Source organism: Ferrimonas sp. YIN67, from assembly GCF_057219095.1.
This window is the reverse complement of record NZ_JBXVVJ010000005.1, coordinates 67,421-85,785: the sequence shown is the minus strand read 5'-3', so window position 1 is coordinate 85,785 and position 18,365 is coordinate 67,421. Positions and strand designations below refer to the sequence as shown.

Below are 18,365 nucleotides of genomic sequence, written 5' to 3'. Positions count from 1 at the left end.
GATGCCATTGTGCATCGCACAATGTGCTCATAAAAACATCAAAGGTTTGTCATCTCCAGCAGCTAGAGTGCGGGAGATCCCTTAGCTTAAGTACAGGATGTCACTATGAATAGCGAACTGTTTGGAAACTGGAATCAACAGCTGCAATCACTGTCTGCACCTTGGCAGGCCTACAATCAGGCGGTGACCAACAGCATCGAGAAACTGACCCGTATCAACTTGGCATCTGCCAACTACTACAGCGAATTAGCGCTTGAGCAGCTGCACAATGTGAGTCAGTTGAGTCAACCTGAAGAGTGGAGCCAATTGGGCGATCGGCAACTGGCCAGCTGCAATGCAGCCCTCAATCGCTTTGACGCCGATTGCAGCCAGATCAATGATGTGGTGCTGGAATGCCAATCAGCCTGGCAACAATTGTTAGAACAGGCTGCCCAGCAGTAATTCCAGTCCAGATCCGCAGTCCGAAGGGAATCATTATGAGTTCAGGATCCTATGAAAAACTGCTCGACAGTCTGATGCACTGCAACGAGCAACTGTTCGAGCTGGCCAAGAATCAAGGCCAACACACCAGCCAGGCCCTGATGCAGAACAGCTTCGATGATGTCAGCAAAGCCGTCAACGAAGGCTTGAAGAACCCAACCGGCCTGATCGAGCACCAGGTTGATTGGTGGCAATCACAGCTTCAGTTATTTCAGAACGCCATGCTCAAGCAGGCAGGCCAGCAAGTCGAGCCAGTCATAGAGCCGAATAAAGGCGATCGTCGATTCCGCGATCCCCAGTGGGAAGAAAATCCCTGGTACGACTACATCAAACAATCTTACCTGTTGACCGCACGCAACCTCCTCAACAGCATCGATCAGTTTGACGATCTGGACGAGGAAGCCAAGGATCGCCTGCGCTTCTTCACCCGCCAGACGGTGAACGCCCTGGCACCGAGCAATTTCATCGGTTCCAACCCAGAGTTGTTGCAACTGACCATCGAGAGTGGCGGAGAAAATCTCGTACGCGGCATGAAGCAGTTGTACAACGATCTTCAACGCAGTGCTGGCACGCTCAACGTCAGCATGACCGATGAGTCGGTCTTTAAGCTGGGCGAAGATCTCGCTTCAACCCCGGGCAAGGTGGTGCATACTGCCCCCCTGTTCCAGTTGCTGCAATACAGTCCGACGACGAAAACCGTCGCCAAGCGACCGATCATGATCGTGCCCCCCTTCGTCAACAAGTACTACATCCTGGATCTGCGCCCGGCCAACTCCCTGGTGCAATACTTGGTGGACCAGGGTCATACCGTATTTATGATCTCCTGGGTCAACCCAGATCTGAGCCATGCCGAAGTCGACTTTGAAGACTACGTCGTGGACGGCGTGATCGACGCCCTGGATGCCATCGAAGCCGCCACCGGCGAGCGCGAAGTCAATGCGGTCGGCTACTGCATCGGCGGCACTCTGCTGGCTACCACTATGGCCTACATGGCCGCCCGCCGAATGAAGCAGCGGATCAAGTCCGCCACCCTGTTCACCACCCTCCTCGACTTCAGCCAGCCCGGTGAACTGGGAGTCTTTATCAATGATGGGATGGTCACCGCCATGGAGGCGCAAAACGCCGACAAGGGGGTGATGGACGGTCGTCAATTGGCAGTGGCCTTCTCCCTGCTGCGGGAAAACAACCTCTACTGGAACTACTACATCGATGGCTACCTCAAGGGTAAAACGCCCGTCGCTTTCGATCTGCTCCATTGGAATTGTGATAACACCAATGTGGCAGGTAAAACCCATTCCACCATGCTGCGCCGCTTCTATCTCAATAACGAGCTGATCCAGGCGGGAAGCTACACGGTGCGCGGCACCAAGATCGATCTGTCCAAGATCACCGTCCCCACCTACTTTGTCTCCACGGCGGAGGATCACATCGCCCTGTGGCAAGGCACCTACCAGGGCATGCTCAAGCTGGGCGGCGACAAGACCTTTGTTCTGGGAGAATCGGGTCATATTGCCGGGATCATCAACCCGCCCGGCGGCAAATACGGCCACTATATCGGCCCCAGCGCCGACGTCAGCCCGGACGAATGGCTGGAACAAGCCGAGCATAATGAAGGCTCTTGGTGGCCCGTCTGGCAGACCTGGCTGACCGAACTGAGCAAGGAAAAGCCGGTTGCGGCACGCCAACCCAGCACTACACTGCCTGATGCCCCAGGCGACTATGTGCAAAAACGCTTAAACAGTACGGTTGCCGATGGCGAGGAGGTGGTATGAGCCTGAAAGAAGGACAAAGCGCCGAGATCAGCAAGGTCTTTGGCTCCGAGGAAGTGGCGGCGTTTGCCGAGCTGTCGGAGGACCGAAATCCGATCCACCTGGATCCCGACTTTGCGGCCCAGACCCCCTTTAAGAAGCCGATCGTTCACGGCATCTTACTGTCGAGCCTACTGTCCGGCCTGTTGGGGCAGAAACTGCCCGGCGATGGCACCATCTATCTGGGGCAAACCCTGAAGTTTGTCCGTCCCGTCTTTGTTGGCGATAAGGTCACAGCTCGCGTGACGGTCGCCGAAGTCAGGGAAGATAAACCCATTGTAACCCTCTACACCGAGGTGCTTAACCACAAGGGCGAACCCTGCGTCAAAGGCGAGGCCGTCGTCAAGGTCTGAGTTAGCATCCGCCCCGGGATCTCGATGTCGGGGCGTCTCTTTTCTATCGAGTTTAACCCCCTGTTACCGTCAGCGTATCAGCAAGCCTTTCCGCCCATACGTCACCGTCTCAACTTCGCCGGATTCAATTAAACCCCTAAATTAGCTCCCCTTTCCTAGCTTTGTTGCTATCTTTTTAGCAAGTTCCATAAACCAAGGAAGGATTATGAAGCATTACCCCATGATCATGGCCGCAATCTTCTGCGGTACCAGTCAGGCCGAAACCGTTCGGATCTACAACTGGGCCGACTATATCGCACCGTCCACCTACCGGCAGTTTGAGCAGGAAACCGGCCATGTTGTCGAAGAAACCCACTTCGATGATGAAGATGTCCGGGATGAGACCCTGTACAGCGGCCGGCACAGTTTTTTTGATCTAATCATGCTCGATCACGCCAGCAGCCTGGCGCTCGCCCAGGAGGGCCTGCTCACTCCGCTGCCTGGCTCTGTGGTCACTTCAGAGCATTTCTCCGAGCTCCATAAGGACAGCTGTGGCGATGGTACCGTGCCTTATGCTTGGGGCACAGTCGGGATCGCGTACCGCACAGCGCTCCCGCCGACCAGTTGGCAGCAGTTCTTTCGTCCCCAGAACCCCAGCCTCAAGCGCGTCATGCATCTGTCATGGGATGAAACTCTGGGACTCTCCCTCCTGTCTCTGGGCTACTCTCCCTACACCAAGACCAAACAGGAAATAGACCAGGCCGCCAGGCTAATAGGGGCCGAACCTGCCACCTATGAATACACCCTGACCCTCTCGGAACAGCAGGGAAACCGCTTCGACGCCGACTGGGCCTTGGCCTTCAGCAGCGACCTGGCAGTCCTCAAGGACCATACCGACAACCCGCACTGGCACTACCTGGTGCCGGAAGAGGGCACCCTTGTCTGGCTCGACTGTCTTGCCGCCCCCAGTGGCCGCCCCATCAGCGACGCGACCCTGGCCTTTGTCGAGTTCATCAATCGTCCCGAAGTGGCATTACGCAATGCCATGGAGATTGGAATGGCCAGCAGTAACTTATCGGCACTGAAAATCGCGCCGCCAACCTATCTGAATAATCCCGTCCTGTTCCCAGCACCCGAGGTGCTCAATAAAAGCCAGATGCTCCGCACGGTCTCGCCTGAACTCCTGGAGTACCGGACACAGTGGATGTTTAACCTGGGCCAGAAAACGGCGGAACGCTGATGAGCCTGAACCGTCGCCTCTATTTAATGTGGGTGCCTGCACTGCTGCTTATCGTGACCGCCAGCGTTGCGCTGAGCCTGAAGGGAAGCAGTCACGAACACAGGCAGCAGCAGATGACCATCTATAAGGGGCAGATGGCCCTGGTGGATCAGGTCGTCCGTGAACATATTGTGCTGGGCCATCACAACTTGGTCAGCATCATTGAAAGCGTCGCTTTCCATCAATTTGTCAGCAGCCTGGCCGATAAGGGGGAACGCAACACACGCTTAAAGCAACAATTTCTCCGTACCTTTAGTGCCAAGAAAAGCATCCAAAACCAGCTGTTAAATCTGTCGATATTTGACCCTGAGGGCTACGTAGCCCTAGCGATCGAACAACGGGAAGATGGTGGCTTGCATCTACCGATGGGTGAAACCTCGCCCCCCATAGCAACCATGAGCCATCAAGCCCATCAAGAAGCAAACCTGGATCAGCTGTTGCTGCTGTCCGACAGCGAAGGCAGGCTGGAGCTTAACTACTCGATCGCCTTTCATCCTGCACTCGGTGTCGGTGATAACCATATTCTCCAAGGCAGTTTCTTCCTCTTGCAAGCGACCATTGCACTCCCTCTGGATAGCCTTGTGGCAGTCATGCCCCCTCACGAGCGTTTCATCCTGATGTCCTCGCAGGAACTCTTGCCACAGCCCCTGGAGGATATCTCAGGCAAGATCATCGCGGCCGAACATGAGAGCCATATGGATCTGACTCTGATTGCCCAGGGGTACCAGATCTACATCGATACCCTAAGTGAATCGTTTTTCCAAGGCTGGTTGGCCAAATGGCTCAGTCAGTCCCTGCTGGGGATCCTCATCGCCATCGGGTTCATGGCATGGCTTACCCAGCGACTGCTCGTCTCACCGATTGTCCAACTGACGCGGCGGGTCAGTAACTCCGGCCATGATCCCAAAGCCCTCGAGGCCTTTAACAGCAAAGATGAGATCGGTACATTAAACCAAGCCTATCTCGATATGCTTGAACGACAGAACGAGTTGACCATTCGCGACCGCGATACCGCCCTACTCAATCGCCTGGGCTTCCACACAGAGTTGGAAACCTTCTGTCAGCTCTCCTTGGAAAAAGGCGTTCCCTTCAGCCTGGCGCAGATCCGCCTGTCCAAATTCGGAAATTACAGTGAACGCATGATTGGCAACCACGCCGAGGAGCTGGTGATCCATCTAAGTAATGAGCTCCGACAACTCTGTAACACCCTCAAGCTCAACACCTTTCACTTGGGCCGTACCGCAGAGGCTGAATTTAGCCTGATACTTTCCGGCGCGCAGAGCAAGACACAGCTCCTCGAGTTTAGCGAGCAGGTGCTGAGCCTGTTTGCCAATGGCTATCGTGTGGCAGAGCGCCAATACAACCTGCAGTGCAATATTGGCATCACTGAATTCCCCAAAGACGCCTCTACGACAGCCGGACTCACGCTTTGCTGCAGCAGTGCCACAGAGAAAGCCCAGGAAACGAAAAGCAACAACAAGCAGGTGTTCGATTATCGGCACATTCGCGAGATCGAAAGACAGATCAGCATCGAAGCGGCCCTGCTGGAAGCCCTGGCGGCGGAACAGTTTGAACTGGTCTTTATGCCCTATGTCGACAGCGACTCACAGCTTCCGAGCGGTGTCGAAGTCTTGCTGCGAAGCAGCCATCCGACTTTGAAACAAGCCGGACCGGGGAATTTCATTCCCATCGCGGAGGCTACAGGTCTGTCTCAGAGGCTGGACCTCTGGGTCTTGCAACACGCCATTGAACTCACCCCGAAACTGCACCAACTGTTTGGCCAGCCCATCATGGTTTCCATCAACATCTCTGCCGGGCTGATGCTTGACGCCACCTTCGCCGATCACTGTCGTGACCTGCTTAAAGCCAATAACGTAACCCCGGACTGGATCGAATTAGAGCTCACTGAAACCCAGTTGGTCCCCGACAGCAAGCTCGCGATCAAACGATTGCAACAGATCCGGGATCTCGGGATGGGCGTGGCACTGGACGACTTTGGCACCGGCTATACCTCCTTCTCCCAGCTCGGTGACTTCCCCTTGACCAAACTCAAAGTGGACCAAATGTTTGTCGAGCGTATTGCCCGCTCCCAGATGGATGCCGAACTGGTGCGTCTCCTGGTCAAGCTGGGCAAGAATTACGGCTATAAAACCGTCCTGGAAGGCATTGAAACCCAACAAGACAGCCAGATGGCACGGGAGCTGGGGTTCGATATTGAGCAAGGCTATTATCACAGCCAACCCAAGGATTGGCAGGCACTTGAGGCGTACGCCAACCAACAGCAAAGGCTCCCAACAGCCAGTTCAGGGTGGGACTACACATTATGAAGCGCTATGAGATCAAGTCTTTATGGATGACAGGGCCTGGGCCCTAACCTGAGGGGCTCTCGCACCCTGCGACAGCCCCTCGGGACAGCCCCCTTAGGAGCTTCTCCGTCCTTCGCTACGTCTTGCGTTACCCGGCTGACCTCGCCCCTGCTCCACTTTCGATGAAGCGCCTCTCTTCGCCTTCGAGGAGCGTCCAGACTTCGAAGGATTTTTAAACTGGCCCAGGCCGGTATGCTTGGTCATGGCTGGCCGAGCCTTGCCCTGCCCCTGATGGCTGCCACGCCCTCGATGCTCACCACCGGCGGGCGGCACCAGGCAGTTGGCACTGTGGCCGATCAGTCGGCTCAGCCCCATGTTGGTCAACGCCTCACGGATCAGCGGCCAGTTTTCCGAGTCGTGGTAACGCAGCAGCGCCTTGTGCAGGCGGCGCTGACGGCCGCCCTTGGCCACCGGCACGTCTTCGGACTTGTGGGTCACCTTGTGCAGGGAGTTCTTCTGGGTGTGCCACACCGCCGTGGCGTTGGCCAATGGCGATGGATAGAAGTTCTGCACCTGATCCAGCTTGAAGTTGTTCTGCTTGAGCCACTGGGCCAGGTGCACCATGTCCTCATCCGTGGTCCCCGGGTGGGCGGAGATGAAGTAGGGAATGAGGTACTGCTCCTTACCGACTTCCTTGGAGTACTTGTCGAACAGCTGCTTGAAGCGGTGGTAGCTGCCCATGCCCGGCTTCATCATGATCGACAGCGGGCCGGCCTCGGTGTGCTCCGGGGCGATCTTCAGGTAGCCGCCCACATGGTGCTGGGCCAGCTCCTTCACATAGCGGGGATCTTCCACCGCCAAGTCATAACGCACCCCGGAGGCGATAAAGATCTTCTTGATCCCCGGGATCTTACGGGCCGCCTGATAGAGCTCGATGGTGGGCGTATGGTCCGTGTCCATATGGCCGCAAATGTCCGGGTAGATACAGGACAAACGACGACAGGTGGCCTCCGCCTTGGGGCTCTTGCAGCGCAGGTGGTACATGTTGGCGGTGGGCCCGCCCAAGTCGGAAATGACCCCGGTAAAGCCCGGCACCTTTTCCTTAATTTCCTCGATCTCATCCAGGATCGACTGCTGGCTGCGGCTTTGGATAATGCGCCCTTCGTGCTCTGTGATGGAGCAGAATGAGCAGCCGCCGAAGCAGCCCCGCATGATGTTGACCGAGGTCTTGATCATCTCAAAGGCGGGGATCTTTTTACCCTGGTACTTGGGGTGCGGCACCCGGGCATAGGGCAAACCAAACACCCCGTCCATCTCTTCGGTGGACAGGGGAATGGCCGGCGGATTGAGCCAGATATGGCGATCGCCGTGGCGCTGCATCAGGGCACGGGCACAGCCGGGATTGGTTTCCATATGGAAAATGCGCGAGGTGTGGGCGTACAGCACCTTGTCGGCACGCACTTGGTCATACGCTGGCAGCAGGATGTACTGCTTCTCCCAGGGCTTGGGCTTCTTACCCGCATTGACGGGTTTGAGTTCGATGGGCTGAGCGGTCTGATTCGCCGGGGCATCCTCAAACTTGCTGCCCAGCTCACAGCCCATATCGTCCGCGCCATAGGGGTTGGGGATGGGATCGATCTTGCCCGGGGTGTCCAGGGTGGTGGAGTCCAGACCGGACCATTCCGGCAGGGCCTCTTTGGTCAGAAACGCGGTGCCACGGACGTCGCGGATAGCTTTGATATCCTCGCCACCCGCCAGGCGATGGGCCACCTCCACCAGGGGGCGCTCGGCGTTGCCGTACACCAGCATGTCCGCCTTGGCATCGAACAGCACTGAGCGGCGCACCTTGTCGGACCAATAGTCGTAGTGAGCGATGCGGCGCAGGCTGGCCTCAATGCCGCCAATGATCACCGGCACTTCCTTATAGGCTTCCTTACAGCGCTGGGTGTAGGCCAGGGTGGCGCGATCCGGCCGCTTACCGTGGACATTATCCGGGGTGTAGGCGTCATCGTGACGCAGGCGGCGTTCGGCGGTGTAGTGGTTGATCATCGAGTCCATGTTGCCCGCCGTCACCCCGAAAAACAGGTTGGGCTGACCCAGTGCCATAAAGGCGTCTTTGCTGTGCCAGTCCGGCTGATCGATGATCCCCACCCGAAAACCCTGAGCCTCCAGCATGCGGCCAATGATGGCCATGCCAAAGCTGGGGTGGTCAACGTAGGCGTCCCCGGTCACCAGGATGATGTCACAGCTGTCCCAGCCCAGTTTCGCCATCTCCTTACGGGAGGTGGGCAGAAACGGCGCCGCGCCGAAGCACTCGGCCCAGAACTTGGGGTAGTCAAACAGTTGGGTTTCGGGGGTCTGGATCATCGTCTTTCCTCACTCACACCGGCACACGCAAAGGGGATCTGGCACCGGGGCGCGGATTGTACCAGCTTAGCCGGAGAGACGCGATGGTGGTTTTTTGCACAGCCCGACACCGTTCTCTCCAGACTATCGCCACATCTGCTGCCCTGCCCCCCCCTGCACCTGTTGAGCCAAGCACAGCCCTTGGCGGGCCTGGCCGCCTTCGATACCCTATCGGCCTAATCGACCGGATTGGATCATGAGAGAGCGAATGGAAAAGGTTGGCCCTAATGCATTGATTGTCGAAGGAGGCGCCATGCGCGCGGTATTCTCCTGCGGCATTCTGGATCACTTCCTTGAACACGGGTTTTCACCCTTCGACAGCTTCTGGGGCGTCTCCGCCGGTGCGTCCAACCTAGCGGCCTACCTGGCAAAAATGCCTGGGCGTAACCTCAAGGTGTACACCGACTACAGTTGCCGCCGTGAGTTTATCACTCCGGGGCGCTTCCTGCTGGGGGGGGATCTGATGGATCTGGACTGGATGTGGCGGGAGACCCTCAAAGATCTGGGGATCGACAAAGCCACCCTGGCCACTGACACTCGGCCCTTCTTCCTGGGCGTGACCTGTCGTCATACGGGACACGCCGAGTACCATACCCCCTGTCCCGACACCCTGGCCGAGACCATGAAGGCCAGCAGCGCGCTGCCGCTGCTCTATCGTCATGGCGTGAAGCTCAAGGACCGATGTTACGTGGATGGTGGCGTCGCCGATGCCATCCCAGTGAGTGAGGCGATCCGCCGCGGCGCTAAGCGCATTATGGTGCTGCGCAGCCGGCCTGCCCACTACCGCAAATCGGCAAGCAAGCTGCCGGGGTTGATGAAGCGGATGCTGAGAGAGACGCCAGCCTTGATCGATCCCATGTTGCAGCGATCCCAACGCTATAACGACACGCTGGATCTGATCCGCAACCCGCCCGCAGGCATAGAGATCATCGAAGTGTGTCCGCCGGAGTCATTCCGGCTCAAACGCCTGACCCGGGATCCCGCGCCGCTGCATCAGGGCTACCGGTTTGGCCTACAGGCCGGGCACGAGGCGATCCAGCGTTGGAGTACGACATAAAAAGCGCGCCAATTGGCGCGCTTTCTCACGGCAGAAAAATTCAATCTCTGCAGGATACCCGGGGCGGGTGAGCCGAGGGGCATCCGCCCAGTTCACTCCAACTCTGAACCGGCCACCAAGGGCTGGTAGGTCTCCAGATCTTTCGGCCGTCCCAGACCATAACCCTGGGCGTAGTTCACCCCGATGGTACGCAGCCGCTCCAGAGTCTCTTGATCCTCGACAAACTCTGCCACGGTTTCGATCCCCATCACCCGACACACATCGTGGATCGATTTGACGATGGCATAATCTTTTGGATTGGTGGCCAGGTTACGCACAAAGCAGCCATCGATCTTGACGTAATCCACCGGCAGTTGGCGCAGATAGCCGTAGGAGGCAAATCCAGAGCCAAAGTCATCCAGGGCAAAGGCAAAGCCACGACGACGCAGGGCGTGGAGGATCTCCAGGGCGTGATTTTCATTGCCAATGGCCGCGGTTTCCGTCACTTCAAAACAAACGGTATGAGTCGGGATCCGATAGGTGGCCACCATCTGATCGATGTAGTTCACCAGACCGTCGCTGGACAAGGTGGTGCCAGACAGGTTGATGGAGATCACCTGGGTCTCCCACAGGTGCTCATTGTGATTGAGCCATTCGAACGCCTTGCGGATCACCGCCCGATCGACCTGGGGCATCAGGTTAAAGCGCTCAGCGGCTGCAATAAACTGACCGGGAGCCAGGATCCGCCCGCCCTCTTCCTTGATCCGCAACAGGATCTCACACTTACGCTTCTCGCTCCTGCCCTGAACCGGCTCAATGGGCTGGTAGAAGAGGACCAGATCATCGTTAACGATGGCATCATTGATCCGCATCGCCCACAGGGGCGCATTGCGTTGATGGGCGAGATCCTGATCCAGGGAATCAAAGAAGTGGATCTGGCTTTCCCCCCCTTTGGCCTTGGTGGCATGGCAGGCGATCTCCGCATCCTTGAAAGCTTCCCTTGGAGTTTGTTCCCCTCCACGATGGAATGCCACACCGATACTGACGCCCACCTTATAGCTGCCGGAATCCCAGTACAGGGTGATCCCCTGGATCCGCTCGCTCAGGGTCTTGAGCACCCGGGCCGCTTCCAGTGCGGAAGTATCGTGCATGATCAGGGCAAACTCATCCCCGCCGATCCGCGCCAGTACATCGCCGGGCCGTGCACTGAGGCTCATCTCCTGAGCCACATCCCGCAACATACGATCACCCGCCTCGTGACCACAACTGTCGTTGATCAGCTTAAAGCGATTGAGATCCATATAGCAGACCGCATGCTGTCCGCTGATATTCACCAGGTCTTCCAGGCTCTGCTCGAATACATGACGGTTAAACAAGCCGGTCGTATGGTCCCGCTCCGACTTCTTCTGCAACTCCTGCTTCATCTGCTCGGAGTGGGTGACATCCCTAAGCACCATCACGGCTCCAAGTGTCTTCCCTTCACCATCCAGGGTCCGAGCAGCGCTGTATTCCAGGGTTTGCCAACGTTCGCCTCGAGGGATGTAAACTCGCCCCTCCTGATTGATACGGCCAGAGCCGAGCAGTTCCGTCAAGGCGCCATGCAGCTCCTGTCCAGCACTGCCCGCCACCAGGCTGGAAAGGGTACACTGACGCACCGGCCCATGATCAACGGCGAGCAAACGCTCAGCCACCGGATTCACCAGTTCGATCCGGGCCCTTTTGTCGACCATCACCACGGCATCGCTGACCGCACGCAGCAAGGTATGCTTCTGTTGACGTTGCTGATGGCGGTGACGAAAGAGATCGTTGCACAGGGTGGCGATCTGACCTAACTCCCCCCCCTCGGCGACCTTCAGGGGGTGGCTCAACTTATGATTGGGCAGCTGACGTTCCAGTTGCTCCAGCAAATGGTGAATAGGCTCCAGAAGGCTATGCCGGGCAACAAGGTAAAGTCCCAGCAAAATGCTGATGATCCCCAGCAACATCAGCAACTGGAGGTAGAGCATCTCGGCGCCCAGTTCGTCCGCAGCCTGAGACTGATAACGAGGCTCGAGCTCCAGCTCTGGACCAAATAACGTCGGAAGTCTCAGGGCCGGTAGCGTAAGGGGATCCGCAGGAATAAGGCGAACCGCATCAAATCGTACATGTCGGGCCAGCAAGGGCTTGAGCACCTCGTCACTGATCTCCTGCGCTAACAGGATCCCGCGCCAGTTGCGATGTTTGATGGGGAGAGAGTTCAGGGCAAGGGGGTAGCCGTCGAGGCTGATGAAGCCGCGCTGCTCAAACTGGACTCCACCCTGCTGTAGCAAGGGTAAGAGTCCTAGGATCAGGCTTTGAGCTGAACCGTCATCTTGACGACCGCTGGGCAGTAGGGGATTGATCTCGCCATGGTGGTTCACCACCATGATCCAGCGGCGTGCCAGATGATGACGCAACAGCAGATGATCCAGCACCTCGCCCCGCCCCAGCTCGAGGGCGGCACGTAACTCCAGCAGATCATCGCGCCGCCGCAACAGAAGACCATCAAATTCCAGCTGCAGGTTGGCGTGTTCCATTGCCTTCTGCTGAAGGTGGTGGTGCTCAATCCCGTCCCGCACCAACCAGTGCAGGCCAAGCGACGCTAGCAAAAGCAATGGCATTGCCAGGCCGAACACCAGTAACATCAATCGACGGGATAGCTTCATCGCAGGCAAAGATCTGAACCCTATTCTCGGGCCTAGTGGTCTCTCAAATTAGCCAATAGGCGTCCAGATGCAATCGCATCTTGAAAAATATTTTAAATAACAACATATTGCTGCAAAAAACATGGTTCCAACTTACACCAAGTTTCCGCTCTCACCTCTAGGGTGTCGGCATTGTGAAGACAGACTTGAGCCTCGGCCCGTCGTGCAATTGGACAGCCGGGCCCGTTTACTGATCATCGGTCAGGCACCTGGGCTCAAGGTACACCAAACCGGGATCCCATGGAACGACCCGAGTGGCCAGCGGCTGCGTCTATGGTTGGGGCTGAGATCTGAGCCGTTTTATGATGCCAGCAAGGTGGCGATTCTGCCCATGGGGTTTTGTTACCCCGGCAGAGGGAAAAATGGCGACAACCCGCCAGATCCGCGCTGCGCTCCGTTATGGCATGAGCCAATACGCCAACACCTTCCCCGCATCGAGCTCACTCTCTTGATCGGCCAATACGCCCAGCGCTATTACCTGAAGAATTACTCCAGTCTCACCGAGACGGTGCGAAATTGGCGCCATTACGGACCCAAGCTGCTTCCCCTGCCCCACCCCTCACCACGCAACACCCTCTGGCTCAAGCGTCATCCCTGGTTTGAAGCGGAGTTGGTACCTGAGTTGCAGGCGCGGATCCGTGCCATGAGGCTGAGCTAGGTGCCAGGGCCTGGATGCCAGGTGCTACGCGATCTTCCCTAGTACCCAGGCTCTTCCCTAGTACCTAGGCTTTATTCCTAGCACCCAGGCTCTTCCCTAGTACCCAGGCTCTTCCCTAGTACCTAGGCTTTATTCCTAGCACCTAGGCTTTATTCCTAGCACCCAGGCTCTTCCCTAGTACCCAGGCTCTTCCCTAGTACCTAGGCTTTATTCCTAGCACCTAAGCTTTTCCCTAGTACCTAGGCTTTTCCCTATTCCCTATCTCGCCATCCAGCACTCAAAAACAAAAAACCGCGCGCGACATAACGTCGCGCGCGGCTAACAGCTAACAGCTAACAGCTAACAGCTAACAGCTAACAGCTCAGCTTACTGGTGATACGGCTTCGACAGCTTGTGAACCGCCTCGATAAAGGCACCGGCATGCTCGGGATCGGCATACTGGTGGATGCCGTGACCCAGGTTGAAGACATGGCCTTCACCATGGCCAAATTCACCCAGGATCCGGCTCACTTCCTCTTCAATCCGCGGGACCGGGGCATACAGCATGGAGGGATCCATATTGCCCTGCAGCGCCACCTTGTCACCAACACGGGCACGGGCGTCACGGACATCGACGGTCCAGTCCAGCCCCACCGCATCACAACCGGTAGCCGCGATATCTTCAAGCCACTGGCCACCGCCCTTGGTGAACAGCACCACGGGGACTTTTTGGCCATCGTGATCGCGGATCAGATTTTCGACGATCTTGTGCATGTAACGCAGAGAGAACTCACGATAAGCCGGGCCGGACAGGGCCCCCCCCCAAGTATCGAAGATCTGCACCGCCTGGGCACCAGCCTTGATCTGGGCGTTCAGGTAGAGGATCACAGAGTCGGCCAGCTTATCCAGCAACAGGTGCAGAGTCGTCGGCTCAGCAAAAGCCATCTTCTTTATCTTGGCGAAATCTTTGGAACTGCCTCCCTCCACCATGTAGGTGGCCAGGGTCCAGGGGCTGCCGGAGAAACCAATCAGCGGCACCTCGCCCTTAAGCTCGCGGCGGATGGTGCGCACAGCATCCATCACATAGCCCAGTTCCTGCTCCGGATCCGGGATGGGCAAGGCTTCAATAGCAGCCTTGTTGTCCGCCAAGGTCTGGAAACGTGGACCTTCACCGGTCTCAAAATAGAGCCCCAGTCCCATCGCATCGGGGATGGTCAGAATATCGGAAAAGAGGATCGCCGCATCCAGTGGAAAACGACGTAGGGGTTGCAGGGTGACCTCGCAAGCCAACTCCGGATTCTTGCACAGGCTCATAAAATCCCCGGCCTGGGCCCGGGTGGCACGATACTCAGGCAGGTAGCGACCAGCCTGTCGCATCATCCATACCGGAGTGACATCCACTGGCTGACGCAGCAGCGCACGCAGATAACGATCGTTCTTCAATTCTGACATGTTGTTTATCCCTAACGCACAACTAGCAACAAATGTGGCGCCATTGTAGCACCGCGGTAGTCAATTGATACGGAGTTGGCGTGAGGTGGTCCACAGATTAACCCTGTCGAACAAAGTTCCATCAACCCAGTCGTCGGAGACAAAGGGAAAACGTCTCCCAAGTGGTCCTCCGTGCGCATGCAAATCGGCAAAAAGTCCTTCTTATTGGGCCTCAACAAAGCCCACCTGTGCACCATGTTGACTGATGGTAGCGATCGTTGCGACTCAACGTGCGTTACCCCATGAATGTTGCCAATTTCATCCGGTAATGAAAAAAACCGTTGATCGAACACCAAACACGGACTTAAATTGGAAGAATCAAACGGCGAGTTAGCTTGCAAGAGGACGGTGCTATGCTGACAAGATTAGAAAATGCAGTAAATGCGTGGGGCGGTTCCAACAAGCTTATTGACCAATGGCTGGCAAACCGCCGAGAGCTACTCATCACATACTGTCAGTTAGCAGGGATCCCTCCCTATGACGACAACGCGGATACCCTACCCGAAGAACAAAACATCAAGCAGTTTTGCAACCAACTGGTGGATTATGTCTCCGCCGGACACTTCGAAGTCTATGATCAGATCGCTTCCGCCTGTGAACAAAATGGCCCTCGCAGCAAGGCGCTGGCTGAAGCCGTGTTACCAAAGATCAGCATGAGTACAGATACGGCACTGGACTTTAATGACAAGTTCACCAATGGTGTCGATGAAGAAGTCTTGATGGAGCTGGATCAGGAGCTGTCCAAACTTGGTCAGGCAATGGAGGAGCGCTTCGAACTGGAAGATCGCCTGCTGGAGAGCCTGCATAGCCACCATAGCGAAGCCCAAGCTAGCTGAACCGGTTGATAAAGCCCGAATAAAAAAATGCCCCGCTAATGCGGGGCATTTTTTATCCCAGGTTCTAACCACTGGGCGCGAGGTACTGGGTTGTAGGTACTAGGTACTAGGTACTAGGTAAGAGCCTACCGAGCGCTTCCCTAGAACCTAGGCACTTCCCTAGAACCCAGGCTCTTCCCTAGAACCTAGGCTCTTTCCTCACCCATTACGCCGGTTGCTGAAAGATCACCTCGTCCGCGGGCTTGGTGTACTGCTCCATCTTGTGGAAGTTCAGGTAGCGATAGGTGTCCGCCGCCTGCGCATCGATGGTCTTGGCGTACTCCAGATACTCCTCCACGGTGGGCAAACTCCCGGTGATGGACGCCACCGCCGCCAGCTCTGCAGACGCCAGGTAGACGTTGGCACCGGTTCCCAAGCGATTGGGGAAGTTACGGGTCGAGGTGGAGACCACAGAGGCACCGTCTGCCACCCGGGCCTGGTTACCCATACACAGGGAGCAGCCCGGCATCTCGGTGCGGGCACCGACCCGGCCGTAGATCCCGTAGTAGCCTTCATCGATCAACTGCTGCTGATCCATCTTGGTCGGCGGCGCCACCCACAGGCGGGTCGGCAAGGCACCCTTATGTTTATCCAACAGCTTCCCGGCAGCACGGAAGTGACCAATGTTGGTCATGCAGGAACCGATAAACACCTCATCGATCTTTTCACCCTGAACCTGAGACAGCAGGCGGGCATCGTCCGGATCGTTCGGCGCACAGAGGATCGGCTCCTTGATCTCAGCCAGATCGATCTCGATCACCGCGCTGTATTCGGCATCGGCATCGGCGGCCATCAGCTCAGGGTTGGCCAGCCAGGCTTCCATCGCCTGGATCCGGCGCTCAATGGTACGGCGATCGCCATAACCTTCGGCAATCATCCATTTGAGCATCACGATGTTGGAGTTGAGATACTCAGCAATGGAGTCCTCACCCAACTTGATGGTACAGCCAGCCGCGGAGCGCTCAGCCGACGCATCGGACAGTTCAAATGCCTGCTCGACGGTCAGGCCTTCCAATCCCTCGATCTCCAGCACTCGACCGGAGAAGATGTTCTTCTTGCCCTGCTTCTCCACGGTCAGCAGGCCTTCCTGGATCGCGTAGTAAGGAATGGCATGGACCAGATCCCGCAGGGTGATCCCCGGTTGCATCTCGCCTTTGAAGCGCACCAGTACCGACTCAGGCATATCCAGTGGCATCACACCGGTAGCGGCAGCGAAGGCCACCAGACCTGAACCAGCGGGGAAGGAGATCCCCAGAGGGAAGCGAGTATGGGAATCGCCGCCGGTACCCACGGTATCCGGCAACAGCATGCGGTTGAGCCAGGAGTGGATCACTCCGTCGCCCGGACGCAGGGAAACACCGCCCCGGTTCATAATGAAGTCAGGCAGGGTCGCGTGAGTATTTACATCCACCGGCTTGGGATAGGCGGCGGTATGACAGAAGGACTGCATGGTCAGATCGGCCGAAAAGCCCAAACAGGCCAGATCCTTGAGCTCATCCCGAGTCATGGGGCCCGTGGTGTCCTGGGAGCCCACCGTGGTCATCTTCGGCTCACAGTACTGGTTGGGACGGACACCTTCGACACCGCAGGCCTTGCCCACCATCTTCTGGGCCAAGGTGTAGCCTTTGCCCGTGTCCGCCACATCCTGAGGACGGCGGAACACTTCGGAAGGTGCCAACCCTAAGGCTTCTCGGGCCTTGTCGGTCAGGCCGCGACCAATGATCAACGGGATCCGGCCACCGGCGCGCACTTCGTCCAACAGCACATCGGTTTTCAATTCAAATTCGGCGATCACTTCACCGGCTTCGTTCTTCACCACGCCCTCATAGGGATAGACGGTGATCACATCGCCCATGGCCATTTGGGACACGTCCATCTCGATGGGCAGGGCACCGGCATCTTCCATGGTGTTGAAGAAGATCGGGGCGATCTTGCCACCGAAACAGAAACCGCCACCGCGTTTATTGGGCACACCAGGCAGGTCATCCCCCATAAACCACAGCACCGAGTTGGTGGCGGACTTTCGTGAAGAACCGGTACCGACCACGTCCCCCACGTAAACCAGCGGGTGACCCTTCTGCTTCAGCGCATCGATGGTACTGATGGGACCCACTTCACCGTTCACATCCGGGCTGATCCCTTCACGAGCGGTTTTCAACATGGCCAAGGCGTGCAGCGGGATGTCCGGGCGGGACCAGGCATCCGGTGCCGGCGACAGATCATCGGTGTTGGTTTCCCCCGGCACCTTGAACACGGTCAGGGTGATGGACTCGGCCAGTTTTGGCTTGGAGGTAAACCACTGCGCATCGGCCCAGGACTGCAGCACCTGCTTGGCATGAGCATTCCCCGCCTTAGCCAACTCCACCACATCATGGAAGGCATCAAACATCAGCAGGGTATGGGACAGGGCCTTGGCTGCAATCGGTGCCAGGGCGTCATGGGACAGCAGTGCGATCAGCGGCTCGATGTTGTAGCCACCCTGCATGGTACCCAGCAACTCGGTCGCTCGTTCGGCGCTGATCAGCGGTGAGCTGGCCTCGCCCGTGGTAAGGGCGGCCAGGAAGCTGGCCTTGACGTAGGCCGCTTCATCCACCCCCGGTGGGATGCGATTTTCCAACAGGTCAATCAGGGTGGCTTCTTCACCGGCAGGGGGATTTTTCAGCAGCTCAACCAGCTCGCTGGCTTGCTGTGCATCAAGGGGTTTGGGAACGATTCCCTGTTCGGCACGCTCTGCGACGTGTTCGCGGTAAGCTTCTAACACGGTTCACTTCCTTCTCTTCTGGCAGGCTCATAACAAGCTGCACGTCCTGTGAACGGATGTGGCTTGTGATCCTGCCTGAACAGAGAAAAGAGTGGCGTGGGAGAACCCGCCCGCGGGAGGCCAACGCGCCATGGTATGGCTGCGTCGCGGCCCCGGAAAGGTTTAGACATCCTTCTCTTCCCTGGAAGACAGCTTCAGTCGTTTTGTGACTGAGACCACATCCTTCGGGGT

12 protein-coding genes are annotated in these 18,365 nt (G+C 57.2%); 8 read left to right on the top strand and 4 right to left on the bottom strand.

The genetic code is table 11. The features are described from left to right. Nucleotides 1-105: 105 nt before the first annotated feature. The 5 genes from AC2D8U_RS12205 to AC2D8U_RS12185 all read left to right on the top strand — a co-directional run bounded on the left by AC2D8U_RS12205 (nucleotide 106) and on the right by AC2D8U_RS12185 (nucleotide 6,226). Nucleotides 106-441, top strand: a complete 336-nt coding sequence (locus tag AC2D8U_RS12205) for a hypothetical protein (protein ID WP_484619341.1) — start codon at nucleotides 106-108, stop codon at nucleotides 439-441. Nucleotides 442-476: 35 nt separating this feature from the next. Further along, a complete protein-coding gene (phaC, locus tag AC2D8U_RS12200; protein ID WP_484619340.1) occupies nucleotides 477-2,252 on the top strand; it encodes a class I poly(R)-hydroxyalkanoic acid synthase in 1,776 nt (591 codons plus the stop codon). Then, entirely contained in the window at nucleotides 2,249-2,641 is a 393-nt protein-coding gene (locus AC2D8U_RS12195; RefSeq protein ID WP_484619339.1) for a MaoC family dehydratase, read from the top strand. The genes phaC and AC2D8U_RS12195 overlap by 4 nt, the downstream gene beginning before the upstream one ends. A 205-nt stretch (nucleotides 2,642-2,846) precedes the next feature. Further along, nucleotides 2,847-3,860: an ABC transporter substrate-binding protein gene (locus AC2D8U_RS12190; RefSeq protein ID WP_484619338.1), complete on the top strand. Its 1,014-nt coding sequence runs from the start codon at nucleotides 2,847-2,849 to the stop codon at nucleotides 3,858-3,860. Continuing rightward, nucleotides 3,860-6,226, top strand: a complete 2,367-nt coding sequence (locus AC2D8U_RS12185; protein ID WP_484619337.1) for an EAL domain-containing protein — start codon at nucleotides 3,860-3,862, stop codon at nucleotides 6,224-6,226. Before AC2D8U_RS12190 ends, AC2D8U_RS12185 begins: the two co-directional genes overlap by 1 nt. 93 nt (nucleotides 6,227-6,319) lie before the next feature. Here the strand turns inward: AC2D8U_RS12185 and AC2D8U_RS12180 are convergent, their stop codons facing one another. Further along, nucleotides 6,320-8,572, bottom strand: coding sequence for a YgiQ family radical SAM protein (locus AC2D8U_RS12180; RefSeq protein WP_484619336.1), 2,253 nt, complete (start codon nucleotides 8,570-8,572; stop codon nucleotides 6,320-6,322). A 247-nt stretch (nucleotides 8,573-8,819) separates the two neighbouring features. On the opposite strand from AC2D8U_RS12180, the gene AC2D8U_RS12175 reads away from it, so the two are divergent. Beyond that, nucleotides 8,820-9,668, top strand: a complete 849-nt coding sequence (locus AC2D8U_RS12175) for a patatin-like phospholipase family protein (protein ID WP_484619335.1) — start codon at nucleotides 8,820-8,822, stop codon at nucleotides 9,666-9,668. A 92-nt stretch (nucleotides 9,669-9,760) separates the two neighbouring features. On the opposite strand, the gene AC2D8U_RS12170 is transcribed toward AC2D8U_RS12175, so the two are convergent. Then, nucleotides 9,761-12,331, bottom strand: coding sequence for a putative bifunctional diguanylate cyclase/phosphodiesterase (locus AC2D8U_RS12170; RefSeq protein WP_484619334.1), 2,571 nt, complete (start codon nucleotides 12,329-12,331; stop codon nucleotides 9,761-9,763). Between the two features lie 121 nt (nucleotides 12,332-12,452). Between AC2D8U_RS12170 and AC2D8U_RS12165 the strand changes: the two genes are divergently transcribed. Beyond that, the gene (locus tag AC2D8U_RS12165) at nucleotides 12,453-13,028 is read left to right on the top strand and encodes a uracil-DNA glycosylase family protein (RefSeq protein WP_484619333.1); all 576 of its coding nucleotides are present in this window, start codon (nucleotides 12,453-12,455) and stop codon (nucleotides 13,026-13,028) included. 366 nt (nucleotides 13,029-13,394) lie between these two features. Here the strand turns inward: AC2D8U_RS12165 and hemE are convergent, their stop codons facing one another. Continuing rightward, a complete protein-coding gene (gene hemE / locus AC2D8U_RS12160; RefSeq protein WP_484619332.1) occupies nucleotides 13,395-14,459 on the bottom strand; it encodes a uroporphyrinogen decarboxylase in 1,065 nt (354 codons plus the stop codon). Between the two features lie 392 nt (nucleotides 14,460-14,851). On the opposite strand from hemE, the gene rsd reads away from it, so the two are divergent. Next, on the top strand, nucleotides 14,852-15,334 hold the full coding sequence (gene rsd / locus AC2D8U_RS12155; RefSeq protein WP_484619331.1) for a sigma D regulator: 483 nt from the start codon (nucleotides 14,852-14,854) through the stop codon (nucleotides 15,332-15,334). A gap of 205 nt (nucleotides 15,335-15,539) precedes the next feature. Here rsd and acnB read toward each other — a convergent pair whose 3' ends face one another. Beyond that, nucleotides 15,540-18,134, bottom strand: a complete 2,595-nt coding sequence (gene acnB / locus AC2D8U_RS12150; RefSeq protein WP_484619330.1) for a bifunctional aconitate hydratase 2/2-methylisocitrate dehydratase — start codon at nucleotides 18,132-18,134, stop codon at nucleotides 15,540-15,542. Nucleotides 18,135-18,365: the final 231 nt, after the last annotated feature.

Coding starts and splice junctions, on each gene's coding strand:
- AC2D8U_RS12205 (WP_484619341.1), top strand. CDS start 106: ATGAATAGCGAACTGTTTGGAAACTGGAATCAACAGCTGCAATCACTG.
- phaC (WP_484619340.1), top strand. CDS start 477: ATGAGTTCAGGATCCTATGAAAAACTGCTCGACAGTCTGATGCACTGC.
- AC2D8U_RS12195 (WP_484619339.1), top strand. CDS start 2,249: ATGAGCCTGAAAGAAGGACAAAGCGCCGAGATCAGCAAGGTCTTTGGC.
- AC2D8U_RS12190 (WP_484619338.1), top strand. CDS start 2,847: ATGAAGCATTACCCCATGATCATGGCCGCAATCTTCTGCGGTACCAGT.
- AC2D8U_RS12185 (WP_484619337.1), top strand. CDS start 3,860: ATGAGCCTGAACCGTCGCCTCTATTTAATGTGGGTGCCTGCACTGCTG.
- AC2D8U_RS12180 (WP_484619336.1), bottom strand. CDS start 8,572: ATGATCCAGACCCCCGAAACCCAACTGTTTGACTACCCCAAGTTCTGG.
- AC2D8U_RS12175 (WP_484619335.1), top strand. CDS start 8,820: ATGGAAAAGGTTGGCCCTAATGCATTGATTGTCGAAGGAGGCGCCATG.
- AC2D8U_RS12170 (WP_484619334.1), bottom strand. CDS start 12,331: ATGAAGCTATCCCGTCGATTGATGTTACTGGTGTTCGGCCTGGCAATG.
- AC2D8U_RS12165 (WP_484619333.1), top strand. CDS start 12,453: ATGGTTCCAACTTACACCAAGTTTCCGCTCTCACCTCTAGGGTGTCGG.
- hemE (WP_484619332.1), bottom strand. CDS start 14,459: ATGTCAGAATTGAAGAACGATCGTTATCTGCGTGCGCTGCTGCGTCAG.
- rsd (WP_484619331.1), top strand. CDS start 14,852: ATGCTGACAAGATTAGAAAATGCAGTAAATGCGTGGGGCGGTTCCAAC.